Below are 12,507 nucleotides of genomic sequence, written 5' to 3'. Positions count from 1 at the left end.
GACACCCGTGGGCTAGTTCTTTGACACTCCCCAGCCATAGAATGGCGGGGATTCTTGGTTCACAGTCCAATCGTAACCCCGCAGGATTGCTCCAACGGAGCTAGAGGATCGCACTCCCCAAGCTTATAAGATTCCGTATGCCCTACGGTACTTAGTCCCTTTTGCAAAATATTGATGGCTGCATTGATATCTCTATCTTCCACATAATTACAATGAGGGCAAACGTGAGTTCTAGTAGATAGAGATTTCTGCACTTTTTCACCACACTTAGAACAGTTTTGGCTGGTATTATGAGGAGAAACACCAATCGTTATCTTCCCGTACTTGTAGCCAAAATAATCTAACCAACAGCGAAAGCTTGACCATCCTGCATCAGATATCGACTTAGCTAGATGTCGATTTTTAACCATGCCTTTAACATTTAAATCTTCATAGGCTATGAAGTCGTTAGACTTAATTAAACGGAGTGCCACTCTCTTGACAAACTCTTCTCGCTGCCTACTTACTTTTAGATGTTTAAGGGCATATCGATTTCTAACTTTGTGATAATTATGGGACTGTGGTTTACCTTTGCGGTACTTTTTAGACTTTTTACGATTGATTCGGTTTAATTGTTTTTCACCATTGCGGTAAAACTTTGGGTTAGGCTCAATATTTCCACAGGATTCTGCCAAGAAATACTTGATACCTACATCAATACCCACCACCTTTTGACTAGGGATTAACGGTTTAACGGTATCTCTAGGGTCTAATTGTACCGAGAACTGGACGTAATACCCATCGGCACGACGTACAATTCTAACTCGCTTAATTTGGTCTAGTTGATAAAAATTTAAGTCTCTAGTTCCTATCAGTTTGAGAGTACCTATGCCTTTGTTGTCGGTAAACGTAATGTACTTTTTGTTATCTGATAGCTTCCACCCAGATACCTTGTATTCAACAGAGCGAGTATTTTTCTTGAATTTGGGATACCCTTTTTTACCAGGAATCTGCTTTTTGCAGTTGTCGTAAAAACGGTTAACCGCTTTCAAAACCCTTTCAACAGCACTTTGGCAAGCATGGGAGTTTAATTCTTCTACGAACTTAAACTCTTTTCTAAGTTGCGTGTTGTACCTAAACATCTCTGTCTTGCCTACACCACGATGATCCATCCAATAGCGCAGCACCTTATTTCGGACAAATTGAGATGTCCTAATAGCTTCGTTAATGGCAGTTATTTGTTGTGGTTTTGGGTTGACTTTGTATTCGTAAACAAACACGTTTGATACTGGTGGAACGGGTATCAAACATTATGTTAACATCAAAATACGGGGATTAAAATCCCCTACGGGCTTATCCCCATAGCTACAAGCAAGGGGCTTGCGCCCTCCGATTTCCGGTCAGATTCCAGCACGCCGTGCAAGCTCACGTCGAGCGACTGCGTGCCTCCTACGGAGGTCGCACGGTATAGGTGATAGCCGTGGCCGTACCCACTAGGCATACCCGAAGGGCGCTGGCTCGTCTTGGCAGTAGCCTGCGGCACACCCTATGCCTGCGGCACGCCAAGGGCGAACGGATTCGCAGTCGCCTGCTGTCGGGAAAGCCGTCATTCGCGCAGCGGTGAGGCAGCGCGTCTACGATAAATTCAGATAACGGCTTTACTCAACATTACGAATCTGCATCTGTATCCAATCACGCTCAAGCATGGCATACAGCACTGAATCTCGCCACTCACCCTTAACCCATTCATACTCTTGCAAATACCCCTCGTGACGCATCCCACTTTTTACCAGAACTCGCATTGAGAGAACATTTTTCGGGTCACACGTTGCAAAGATCCGATGTAAATTAAGTTGCTGAAAACCAAAATGTAAGAGCTTTCCTACAGCTTCCGTTGCGTATCCTTGCCCCCAAAATTCCTTAGCTAAGCAGTATCCAATCGAACTTTCTTGCTTGTCTGGATTTGTCACGCTAATACGACAGGCACCTATTAATTGTTTATCATCTTTTAAAGTCACTGCTAGACTAAAATGCTGACGGGGTTGTTGCCGTTGTAATTTAATCTCTCTTTGCAAAAAATTCTTGGTATCTTCTTCGCTATTAGGACCAAAAGGCAAATAGCGAACAACTTCTGGATCACAAGCGTAGCGATGCACTCCTTGCCAATCTGATTTTGTAAAATCCCTGAGAATAAGACGTTGCGTTTCTAGCTGTAGGTTGATGCTCATTACAAAATTAAGAATTACGAGTTATGAGTTAGGAATACAACACATAACTTATACCTCATAACTATATTCATATTATGTCGAATTTATTCGCTAAACCCCCCATCCGCTTGCACGCCTTGAGATAAGGGGTGGGGTACTTAGTTGGCAAACTCCGTACGGAACTGATTCACCACTTTATCTAGTGCCACTGAATGCGCTGCTTTGAAAAGAATCCTATCACCCTCTTGCACAAAAGTCTTTAAAGTGGCAACTAAGTCTGCATGAGTTGCAAAGCACTCAGATGGTATACCTTCAGCACTTTTGGCTATAGCTTTGGCATCTTCGCCATCCACCAAAACCAACAAAGCATCCAAATTCAATTTTCGCACCGTTTCCCCAACTTGCTGATGCAAGGAGTGCGATCGCTCTCCCAATTCCTTCATCGCACCCAACACCGCAATGCGTCGTTTTCCTGGCGTGTCTGCCAATAAGTGTAACGCTGCTTGCATAGCTTCTGGTGCAGCATTATAAGTCTCATCTAAGATTACCACATCATGAGGCAAAGTAAAACGCTGCGATCGCCCTTTTGGCATATCCACCATCACACCCGATTTCAGGCATGACCAATCAATGCCCAAAACCTGCGCCACTGCTAAAGCTGCCAAATAGTTAGTTGCATTGTGTCGTCCACTCAAGGGTAAAGGCAATTGCATTCCTGCAACTTCCAACGTCTCGCTATCAATCAACTTTCCTTGGATATCACCGCCAGATAAACCAAACGTCAAAACTTTGCCTTGCCAGACTTTCGCCGCCGTTTCAATTAACAAGGGGTTGTCATGATTAAGAATTGCTACACTACCAGCAGGCATTTGAGCCAATAACTCACATTTTGCGGAGGCAATAGCTTCTTCTGAACCCAGTAACTCAATATGCGCCGTTCCCACGTTGGTAATCACACCAATCGTTGGACGGGCTATTTGCGTGAGTTCCGCAATTTGCCCCTTCCCCCGCATCGCCATTTCAATGACAGCGAAATCATGTTCTGCTGTAAGTTCTAGCAGAGTTTTCGGCACGCCAATTTCGTTATTGTAATTTGCATAAGTCTTGAGGACTCGTCCCTGTGTCGCCAACACAGCCGCAATCAGTTCCTTTGTTGTGGTTTTGCCTACAGAACCCGTAACCCCAATCACTGGAATAGAAAACTGATCACGCCACCACCTGCCAATTTTTTGATATGCTTCTAGCGTGTCTTTTACCTGCAACACAGGAAATTCACAATTGCCGTATTCAAAATCAGCGATCGCCGCCATTGCACCTTTTTCTATCGCCATTGGGACAAAATTATGTCCATCAAACTTTTCACCGCGTAAAGCCACAAACACTTCACCAGGCTTGAGGATACGGGAATCTGTCTGTATACCGCAGATCAAATGTGCTTCATCAGCTTCAGATAAGTTTGCTGCTGTTGCAGATAGAACTTCAACCAATTGGCTTAGAGTGGCAGAACAAGGCATAACACTAGGGTTTTTGGATTCCAAAATTTGTTGCTTAGATTCAAGGAGACACCTCGTCTGCAAGTGCGACAAGGACAAAATTCCTTAAATGCTAATTTTTTTTGCTGAGAATATAAAGTTAATGAATCTACTATACTCAGATATAGTTGTCAAATCAGAATAAAACAGCCTCAAAATTTATAAAATTTTCTCATAACAACGAAGCAGGGGAGGATTTTTTTACTGCCCCTGCTTTCGTTTGATTGTCAAGATAGTCGGTCATCCTAAAATTGCCGCTACCCCAGATGAAATATAGGATTTCTCTACACCTTACATTCCACACCCCATTTTTCTAGGAAGGGCTTTTGATAATTGGCAAGCGCTATCCCCGATTTTTGATCCACATCACTTGCACAATTTGTGTGGTAATGTCAGCAGAAATTCCCAAAATTTGATACAAATCCTTTAAAAAGTCTTGCTCCTCTTGAGTCAACAGAGCATCGGCTAAAACCAGGTCGGTGGCTACTGCAAAAGCTGCTTCCCGCAAGTCGTAGGGTGAGGATTCTTTAGCTGAATTAGACAAAGCATTTATACCTTGCCGCCTCAGAGTATCCAGGAGTTTGTCAAACATCCTGTCCATCTTATCGTTGGAATAACTTCTGAAAAGCTTCATACGAGACAGCACAAAGGAAATACCACGTGCCTGCTTTTACAGAAACATTTCCGTATGCGTGGCTGTTGCAGCTAAAGTCATTGCAGCAAAAGCTTCTGCGCTTATTGAGTGCTTCTTCGACTTGGCTTTGTGCCCCGAACATCTTGTCGAATAGACCCATCGTAGTTGACTGCTTCGCTTGCCTCTGTGTAGCGGTACACCCACTGGTGCCTAGGTCACTTTCAGGTCATTGTGCAACGCTGTGAGACTTTTACGCTTCAGTGTTCCCAAGATTTTTGGCAAGCGTTCACCCGGACTCGATGGTTCTTGACAACAAGTAAATTTTTGGTTTGAGGTGATCAGAATTACCCTAGGGAAAGCCCCTGTGGATAAAGCGTCTACGCAAACGCTTGGCTTAGTGAAGGCGCTTCGCGTCTACGCCAATACCTGCTTTTTCAAAACTTTCGATAACTGCCAAACCTAAACTAGAAAAGGCAACCAGTAGGAATACCGAAGCCAAGAAGGCGTTTACAAGCATCCGGAGGGCGTCATCAAAGAAAATGTAAGTGGTCATTGTTTTGTCTACTCAACTCAATGGTGCTAGTACTCATTTATATTCTTCACACCGTGATTGGCGTTTTCCGTGTGTAGAATACCAGCAATTGCATCTTAACAAAACTTTAGCTCTTTCATGACAAAACTTAGATTTTTTCTTTTTGAAGTTCAGATAAAATTTTCGCCACTTTTGTTAAATACAATACTCAATCAAATATTAATTACTAATAATTCTCAATAGTTAGCGCAAGTCATTGATGAAATTGGTAAACTCAGCTAGATAATGACTGAGAATTACAGACTATGGAATTGTCTCTAGTAGAAATATTTACAAATCGGCTTGTGTTGCTGCCTATATCACAGAAATACAAAGAAGATATTTTTAGAGAATTCACAAAAGAAATTACGACTTATATGTATCCTCGTCCACCTCAAGATATCGTCGAAACAGAAGAATTTATTAACGATTCTCTAGGCGAAATTCAAACAGGAAATCATCTTGTAGTAGTTATCTTAAAAAAAGACTCCCAAGAATTTTTGGGATGTACTGGAATCCACGAGATCCGCAGTAAACATCCAGAACTTGGTATTTGGCTAAAAAAATCTGCACAAGCTAAGGGCTATGGATTTGAGGCTATTACTACACTGAAAGAATGGGCTGATGAAAACTTAGATTACGAATATCTTATATATGACGTTGATAAAGCAAATATCCCCAGCCGAAGAATCCCAGAAATGCTTGGTGGGCAAATTACCAGAGAGTATGATAAGACAAATTTAAGTGGAAGAGTTCTGAATATAGTAGAATATAGAATTTTCCGAAAAGAAAACTTGCTTCAAGCTTTTTACAAATAAATTATTGATGTCGTTAAATAAGAAAGACTGGAAAGAAACTGTAGAACCCTTTCGCAAAATTAAAAATTAAAAATGGAACCTAATTTTGTATGAGGATGGAAGTTCAAAAAAGGGCGATCGCCTCTGGCGCTGCGCTTTGCGCAATCGCTCCTCGACAGGCACTCTGTGCCATCGCGCTGCATATGCTCGCCCCTTTTGTTCTTGACTTAATAAAAATATTTATCAATAGTATATTTACAAAAAAAAGTATTAAAAGCTACTTGATGAAAAGAAAAAATAGGTGGAAAAAGATGCGGTTAGCATCACAGAATTCCACCTGCTATTTTTTGAAGACAACTGGTTTTAGTTGTATTGAAACTTAACGCTTTTCAGTTCCCTGATTGCCAGCGCCTTCAGTAAACTGGTCGCTGTTGCCAGATTCTGGTATTGCAGACGGCGTAGCATTGGTTTCATTATTACCAGAGCCAGTATGGCGTTTTTCCTCATCAACAGGGGTTTGAAAACCACCGGAAGCAACAGCGTTTTGTTCGTCAGCTTCTCGGTTTTGTGTTTCCTGGTCTTTTGGATAAGTCATAAGTAAGCTCCGCATTTAACACTCTCATCATTCTAGGAAGTGTAGGAATGCAATTTCTTCTCTCCAGGATGTAATTATGCTTAATCACTCCATCTGTCTTCCGGATGAATTATCACTTAGTTATGTTGAACAAGAATACAAAATTTTGGCGAGTTACCGTATTTGCTTCGGTATTAGAGGTGACTAATGAGTATTTATTCTCTGTCCTGAAGCACGAATTAATTCAGCGACAAGAGCAGCGATCGCAGACAGTAAAATCAAGATAACGCTGAGAGCATTGATATCTGGTTTGACTCCTGTCCTAATGCGGCTAAAAATTTCCATTGGCAAGGTGTTGGAACCACTACCAGCAGTGAAACTGGCGATGAGAAAGTCATCTAAGCTGAGGACAAAAGCTAGCAAACAACCAGCGACAATACCAGGCATTAACTCAGGTAATAAGACTTTGATGAAGGCTTGCACTGGTGTTGCTCCTAAATCTAGTGCTGCTTCTTCTAAATGGGGATCTAAGTTGGTGAGTCGAGAAGACACAACAAGAGCAACGTAGGCAAGACAGAATACCACATGAGCTGCAACAATTGTCCAAATGCTGAGGGGAACGGCAAACGCCGCTAGAAAAACTAGGGTAGCAACGGCGATCGCAATATCGGGAATAATCAATGGTAAGTAAGAAATACCGCGATACAAGCTCTTACCTAAAAACTGATAACGTGCCAACCCCACCGCCATCAAAGTTCCCAACACTGCTGAAATCCCCACTGCACACAAAGCTACTATCAAACTATTTTGTAGCGCTGATAAAATCCGCTCATCACTGAATAATTTGCGATACCATTCCAGGGTAAATCCTTGCCAAGTTGCACTGTAGGGCGAGGAGTTGAAACTATAAAAGGCAAGAACCAGTATCGGTAGATACATGAAAACAAACATGAGTAGTGAGAAAACCGCCTGCCATGTAAAGGCAGGCGGTTTCTTCCGGAATGGACTTATATTCACGTTTTGTTATTTTCACTTATTCTTTTTTTATTCGCACTATTATACCATCTTCTAAATTTATAGTCAATAACTCCGTCTCTCGTTTCTCGGCTGCTGATTTGACCATAACCTCTCCCGCTACACCCTAGTGACAGCTTCTGCTTTAGCACAGGCGGCTTGCTTGCGCTCTAACATTTGTTTTTGTGATAGACAAGCCTCAAGATATTCACAATTCTCACAGCAAAGCTCTTTTCCTGGATGAAGACAACCACAGGGAAGATGTAGGAGACACTCGGAAGAATTTTTGGATTCAAAGTTATCAACTGTTAACTGCAAACAAAGCATTAAATCTTGAATAAACATAGCGGTGCAGTCTAATAATAAAAAGGACTGTGTTGTAGACTTGTCAGCAGATTCAAAATATATTTTAGGTTCTATTTATATTAATGAGATTTCGTCAAATCAATACCTCATCCTCAAAGCGTATATTCACCCTGCTGAAGGAAGAATTATGTAAATAAATTATAATAATTGTAGAGACTTATGATTTTTTATATAAAAAACATTGAAGAGACTTTTGGCAAAAGTACCTAATCCTTGGAAATTGCGTCTACACACGCAACGCTATTCGTCATCGCTAACAAATAGAAAATCCTTGTTCTACTGACTTTCGTAGTATAGCTTCAGATTTCGAGTCAGAAGGTACAAAACTTTTGTAAGAGATCGATGGATTTAAAAGTCTTTCTGATGAAAGAGCAAATCCAGATTTTAATTGTCTAGAGTGATTGAAGGAAAGCCGAAATTGTCAAAGCAAAAATCTGGGATATAAACATGACTAATCAGCTAGAAAAAAATCAAATTAGGCAGCCAGTTAGTGTTGATTGGCACGCAAAAGAAGAGCCTACAGCTAAGGAAAGAAACTTAACTGTGAATCCGGAGACGCAATTGCCCAGAAGCCTCAAACAGTTGAAGAAAAGGCTAAGCAGGTAGCTGTAGACCAACCTGATATTACAGGTGACTGGATTAAAGTACCCACTTACTTTGTTGTGGAATACCCAAATGGTGAAAAGAAAGCTCTTCACCATGTGAAGGATGCAGAAGAAATTTCTGATGTCATTCGACAAGCACGAGTCGATGAAAATGGGAATAGGATTTGGTGGTAGTAAGGAATGGCGTTAGCTAGCCATAAAGAAATGAGGCTCACTCGCTCTTGATGTTTCATCTGTCTTATTGCTGAAGTGAGCCTCATCACATATTTATCAATAGCTGTTAATAACTAGAAATGAATTGTTATGGTAAACGTAATCACAAAACCTTTTAACTCTTGGAGTACGCAAGACATCAAAAATGAACTTTTGAATATGGTGAAAGGTCGAGATACAGAACCTTTAAGCGCTAAAGTTAATTTTTATAAAAACGAATTGCTTCCCTATTTTGAAGAGTTAAGCCAACGCAACCCTTTTCCCATCGTTGAAGACCAACTGCCGATTGTCCTTGGTGTTTGGGTACCAATCTGGTCTACTATACCTTTTCATGATAATTTGCCAGGACGGATCGTGAGCAGTCTTATCAAATTTTTCACGACGATGGTTATTACGCTAATATTGCTCGTTATGCACCAGGGCATGAATCTTCTTTCTGGAAAAAGGTTTCGTCAAGGTTGCCAGCTTACGACTTTATGGTGATGCAAAAATATGAAGTCCGTAATAATCAATGGTGGATTCAAAATGTTGGTATATTCCAAGCTTTTAGGAACAGAGAAATTCCTCTAAGTGTTGACGACGCAGAGAATTGGTTTACTGATGTCGTCAACACGAAAGTTAAGCCAGCCTTGCAAAAAGGAAACTTACCGGAGGCACTCAAATTAGAAAATTTGGACAGAAATACTGTAAAGAAATATGAAAAAACCTACTTGGCTCATTTTTCTTTAGAGCATTTATATGTAGATTGTGACTTGCGCTTGGTTAAAACTCAACGAGAAGCTTCCCAGCGACCAAGTTACACAATTGCTGTTCCTATACGCTAATCAGCCCATGCATCAAACATCGCCACAACGGCAAATTCTGAATACTCATAGCTATAACTATTTGCTGTTTTTGCCTAAAAGCTATGAAGCACAATTTCGTTTACCAATGATTTTGTTTTTACATGGTGCTGGTGAGCGAGGTTCTAACCTAGAGGATCTCAAAAGGATTGGTGTCTCTAAAATAGTGGAGGAGCAGCCCGATTTCCCGTTTATTGTTGTGTCTCCCCAGTGTCCGCCTGGTGAACGTTGGTCAGTGAACCTTTTGAGTGCTCTTTTGGATGACGTTATTGCTCAGTACCACGTCGATCCGGATCGGGTTTACCTAACTGGCTTAAGCATGGGTGGATATGGCACATGGCACTTGGCAGCAGCTCAGCCGGATAGGTTTGCAGCAATAGCACCAATTTGCGGTGGTGGGAAGCCTGAGGAAGCTTATCGTTTAAAAAATCTGCCTGTATGGGCATTTCATGGAGCACGCGATCGCATTGTGCCACTAAGGGAATCTGAAAAAATGGTTCAAGCACTCAAAAAGTGTGGCGTAAATAATCTGAAGTTTACAGTGTATCCGGAAGCTGATCACGACTCATGGACCCAGACTTATAACAATCCAATGTTGTACGACTGGTTTTTGCAGCATCAACGTTCAATTGCAACTTAATATTGTTTAGCGCTTAGGTGATTTTTTTGTGTTGTAACTATCTATTGAAATGAAACTCTGAGGCAAACTCAGCTGTGTTAGCTGAGTTTGCACTCATAGTATAGTAATATCTAACTGTGTTAACTTATCTGATGAGGTTAAGTAATATAATTCCTATATTAGAAAATATTAAGAAATTTTCTTCTATCTAAAGTCGTAAATATTATCTCTTAAAAGAGAGTCATTTTCTGCTATAACGTACCATTTTAAATAGAATTAACGTTTCTTTGAAAATCTGCTACCTCTCAGTCACTAGGAGGATGGAGCTAAAACCATAAGTTTTTAGCCTTGAAGGTAGAGAGGACTTTAAAAAGAACGTAGAACACACAATATCGCCAACGTAACATTGGCGCTTATTTATTGGCGCTTATTTACCAACAAAAGAATTCTTTTTTCTCCATACCATCTTTTAGGAGGTTTTTGACCAAGTAAATAATAAGCATACCACAGAGTAGGAATTCAGAATAAAAATAAAAAATAAACTTATTTTTTTCTTTATTCTTCTGCCTTCTATGTTCTGCATTTTCCTCATCTAACTCATCGTATAGGGAAATTCTAACCCCTAGACTTTAGAGCAAATAAATTGTTTATCAGGAGGTTAACAAATGACAGTGACAAACAGTAAGCGCGTTCGTTACGCCGTCATAGGACTGGGTTGGATAGCCCAAGAAGATGTTTTACCTGCTTTTAACCAGACCGAAAATTCGCAACTGGTTGCCTTATTTTCCGAAGATCCAATCAAGCGTCAGGAACTCGGCAAACAGTATGAAGTCAAGACTTACGCCTACGAAGAGTATGATAACTGCCTCAAAAGTGGCGAAATAGATGCAGTTTACATTGCACTGCCTAACCATCTCCACTGCGATTATACTGTGCGGGCGGCAAAGGCTGGTGTTCATGTGCTTTGCGAAAAGCCAATGGCAGTCACAGAGCAAGAGTGCGAACAGATGATTCGCGCTTGCCTTGAAAACAATGTCAAGCTGATGATTGCCTACCGTTTGCACTTTGACAAAGCAAATATGCAGGCGGTAGAAATTGTTAATTCAGGCAAAATTGGCGAGCCCCGCATCTTTAACTCCGTATTTTCTCAGCAAGTTGTTGAAGGCAACGTGCGGTTAGAACCAATTTCTAATGGTGGCGGTACTGTTTACGACATGGGGATATACTGCATCAATGCTGCCCGGTATCTATTTCAAGATGAACCCACTGAAGTCGTTGGCTTCAGCGCCAGTAAAGCAGAGAAGCGCTTTGACGAAATCGATGAAATGACCACCGCTATTCTGCGTTTTCCTGGAGAGAGACTGGCAACCTTCACTTCTAGCTTTGGCGCAGCACCAGTTTCCACTTTTGTGGTTGCAGGCACAAAAGGCGACTTGCGGATGGACTCTGCATACTCTTATCAGGGCGAACTGAAGCAACAAATTACCATCAACAATGAGACGCAGGAACAATCTTTTCCTGCTGGAGACCAGTTTGCCGCAGAAATTATCTACTTCTCAGACTGTGTGATCACAGGTAAAGACCCCGAACCCTCTGGTGAGGAAGGGTTAGCTGATATTCGCATCATTCGTGCTATTAACCAATCAGCACAAACAGGTCAGCCCGTGCAACTCGGTGAGTTCAAGCGACAGCACAGACCAACGGCTGACCAGATCATTCAACGTCCAGAGAGTCAACAGCCAGAATTAATTCACGCAGCAGACCCTTCAGGTAAATCGTAAATCATTCAAAATCCCAACAAATGATTAAGAGTGGGGCGTCTTTTGCTCCGCTCTTATTTCAATCCCTGATAAGGATTGATACTTTTTACTTTTTGTCGCAGTCTTATATTTTAACCACATTCAAAGCACGCGGACCTGTATTCAACCAAATGAAAACCGCTATAACTAATTTCAGAAAAATTTGGTAGAAAATATGGACATTAGAAGCCCAGCTTTTTTTATTGGTAGCACCATCCCGTTTAAATACACCTGCGATGGTGAAAATATCTCTCCTCCTCTACTGTGGGAAGCACCTCCTCCAGAAACAAAAAGCTTTGCCCTGATTGTGGATGACCCCGATGCACCCAACGGAACGTTTACCCATTGGGTTGTCTACAATTTACCTGCTGATACCCGTGAATTACCAGAAGGAGTTACAAAAGAGCCGACACTCCCAGATGGTGGTATACAAGGAAAAAACAGTTTTGGTGACTTAGGTTTCGGCGGACCTTGTCCACCCAAAAACGGTGCTCATCGCTACTTTTTCAAAATCTTTGCACTAGACCAACTGCTTGATTTACCACCAGGAGCAAGCAAAGAACAGGTGATAGAGGCGATAGAGGGTCATGTGTTGGATAAAGCAGAAGTGATGGGACGCTACGCAAGAGAAACTGGTTAATTGGCGGGGCTGGCGTTTTTCTCCCCCTGAGTCCTCCGGACAGGCACTCGCGTCAGTCGCTTCGGGACACGTTGCGCGTAAGTCCTTACGGACAGGCTGCGCCAACACGTATCTC

General features: G+C 41.7%; 12 protein-coding genes and 2 pseudogenes. 7 read left to right on the top strand and 7 right to left on the bottom strand.

The annotated features are described in order from the left end of the window. Positions 1–59: 59 nt before the first annotated feature. The 5 genes and pseudogenes from V5G28_RS11925 to V5G28_RS11905 all read right to left on the bottom strand — a co-directional run bounded on the left by V5G28_RS11925 (position 60) and on the right by V5G28_RS11905 (position 4,905). The gene (locus V5G28_RS11925) at positions 60–1,259 is read right to left on the bottom strand and encodes an RNA-guided endonuclease InsQ/TnpB family protein (protein WP_332997513.1); all 1,200 of its coding nucleotides are present in this window, start codon (positions 1,257–1,259) and stop codon (positions 60–62) included. Between the two features lie 378 nt (positions 1,260–1,637). Next, positions 1,638–2,207 carry a GNAT family N-acetyltransferase gene (locus V5G28_RS11920; protein WP_332997511.1) on the bottom strand — a complete coding sequence of 190 codons (570 nt, stop codon included), beginning with the start codon at positions 2,205–2,207 and terminating at the stop codon, positions 1,638–1,640. A gap of 137 nt (positions 2,208–2,344) precedes the next feature. Further along, entirely contained in the window at positions 2,345–3,700 is a 1,356-nt protein-coding gene (locus V5G28_RS11915) for a UDP-N-acetylmuramoyl-tripeptide--D-alanyl-D-alanine ligase (protein WP_332997692.1), read from the bottom strand. A 361-nt stretch (positions 3,701–4,061) separates the two neighbouring features. Further along, positions 4,062–4,512 (bottom strand): annotated as a pseudogene (locus V5G28_RS11910) (tellurite resistance TerB family protein). Positions 4,513–4,746: 234 nt separating this feature from the next. Then, positions 4,747–4,905 carry a hypothetical protein gene (locus tag V5G28_RS11905; RefSeq protein WP_198940852.1) on the bottom strand — a complete coding sequence of 53 codons (159 nt, stop codon included), beginning with the start codon at positions 4,903–4,905 and terminating at the stop codon, positions 4,747–4,749. 284 nt (positions 4,906–5,189) lie between these two features. On the opposite strand from V5G28_RS11905, the gene V5G28_RS11900 reads away from it, so the two are divergent. Continuing rightward, a complete protein-coding gene (locus V5G28_RS11900) occupies positions 5,190–5,741 on the top strand; it encodes a GNAT family N-acetyltransferase (RefSeq protein ID WP_332997508.1) in 552 nt (183 codons plus the stop codon). A gap of 358 nt (positions 5,742–6,099) precedes the next feature. Here V5G28_RS11900 and V5G28_RS11895 read toward each other — a convergent pair whose 3' ends face one another. Next, on the bottom strand, positions 6,100–6,315 hold the full coding sequence (locus V5G28_RS11895; RefSeq protein ID WP_332997506.1) for a hypothetical protein: 216 nt from the start codon (positions 6,313–6,315) through the stop codon (positions 6,100–6,102). A 183-nt stretch (positions 6,316–6,498) separates the two neighbouring features. After that, positions 6,499–7,245, bottom strand: coding sequence for an ABC transporter permease (locus V5G28_RS11890; RefSeq protein WP_332997504.1), 747 nt, complete (start codon positions 7,243–7,245; stop codon positions 6,499–6,501). An 876-nt stretch (positions 7,246–8,121) separates the two neighbouring features. Between V5G28_RS11890 and V5G28_RS11885 the strand changes: the two are divergent. From V5G28_RS11885 to V5G28_RS11860, 6 genes and pseudogenes are all read left to right on the top strand, one after another. Continuing rightward, a pseudogene (locus V5G28_RS11885) lies at positions 8,122–8,453 on the top strand (hypothetical protein). Between the two features lie 129 nt (positions 8,454–8,582). Next, the gene (locus V5G28_RS11880; RefSeq protein ID WP_332997500.1) at positions 8,583–8,975 is read left to right on the top strand and encodes a hypothetical protein; all 393 of its coding nucleotides are present in this window, start codon (positions 8,583–8,585) and stop codon (positions 8,973–8,975) included. Then, the gene (locus tag V5G28_RS11875; RefSeq protein ID WP_336230438.1) at positions 8,975–9,316 is read left to right on the top strand and encodes a hypothetical protein; all 342 of its coding nucleotides are present in this window, start codon (positions 8,975–8,977) and stop codon (positions 9,314–9,316) included. Before V5G28_RS11880 ends, V5G28_RS11875 begins: the two co-directional genes overlap by 1 nt. A gap of 7 nt (positions 9,317–9,323) precedes the next feature. After that, positions 9,324–9,974 carry a prolyl oligopeptidase family serine peptidase gene (locus tag V5G28_RS11870; RefSeq protein ID WP_332997496.1) on the top strand — a complete coding sequence of 217 codons (651 nt, stop codon included), beginning with the start codon at positions 9,324–9,326 and terminating at the stop codon, positions 9,972–9,974. A gap of 644 nt (positions 9,975–10,618) precedes the next feature. Beyond that, positions 10,619–11,734, top strand: coding sequence for a Gfo/Idh/MocA family protein (locus V5G28_RS11865; RefSeq protein ID WP_332997493.1), 1,116 nt, complete (start codon positions 10,619–10,621; stop codon positions 11,732–11,734). 193 nt (positions 11,735–11,927) lie between these two features. After that, complete coding sequence (locus tag V5G28_RS11860; RefSeq protein ID WP_332997491.1) at positions 11,928–12,392, top strand: YbhB/YbcL family Raf kinase inhibitor-like protein; 465 nt, start codon at positions 11,928–11,930, stop codon at positions 12,390–12,392. Positions 12,393–12,507 lie beyond the last annotated feature (115 nt).

Source organism: Scytonema sp. PRP1, from assembly GCF_036697665.2.
Classification (GTDB): Bacteria; Cyanobacteriota; Cyanobacteriia; order Cyanobacteriales; family Nostocaceae; genus Kalymmatonema; species Kalymmatonema gypsitolerans.
Note: the sequence above shows the minus strand (reverse complement) of the source record. Positions and strands in the feature narration are given on the sequence as shown.

Bases quoted from the DNA above. Each gene is read 5' to 3' on its own strand.
- V5G28_RS11920 (WP_332997511.1), bottom strand. From the start codon at position 2,207: ATGAGCATCAACCTACAGCTAGAAACGCAACGTCTTATTCTCAGGGAT.
- V5G28_RS11915 (WP_332997692.1), bottom strand. From the start codon at position 3,700: ATGCCTTGTTCTGCCACTCTAAGCCAATTGGTTGAAGTTCTATCTGCA.
- V5G28_RS11905 (WP_198940852.1), bottom strand. From the start codon at position 4,905: ATGACCACTTACATTTTCTTTGATGACGCCCTCCGGATGCTTGTAAAC.
- V5G28_RS11900 (WP_332997508.1), top strand. From the start codon at position 5,190: ATGGAATTGTCTCTAGTAGAAATATTTACAAATCGGCTTGTGTTGCTG.
- V5G28_RS11895 (WP_332997506.1), bottom strand. From the start codon at position 6,315: ATGACTTATCCAAAAGACCAGGAAACACAAAACCGAGAAGCTGACGAA.
- V5G28_RS11890 (WP_332997504.1), bottom strand. From the start codon at position 7,245: ATGTTTGTTTTCATGTATCTACCGATACTGGTTCTTGCCTTTTATAGT.
- V5G28_RS11880 (WP_332997500.1), top strand. From the start codon at position 8,583: ATGGTAAACGTAATCACAAAACCTTTTAACTCTTGGAGTACGCAAGAC.
- V5G28_RS11875 (WP_336230438.1), top strand. From the start codon at position 8,975: ATGCAAAAATATGAAGTCCGTAATAATCAATGGTGGATTCAAAATGTT.
- V5G28_RS11870 (WP_332997496.1), top strand. From the start codon at position 9,324: ATGCATCAAACATCGCCACAACGGCAAATTCTGAATACTCATAGCTAT.
- V5G28_RS11865 (WP_332997493.1), top strand. From the start codon at position 10,619: ATGACAGTGACAAACAGTAAGCGCGTTCGTTACGCCGTCATAGGACTG.
- V5G28_RS11860 (WP_332997491.1), top strand. From the start codon at position 11,928: ATGGACATTAGAAGCCCAGCTTTTTTTATTGGTAGCACCATCCCGTTT.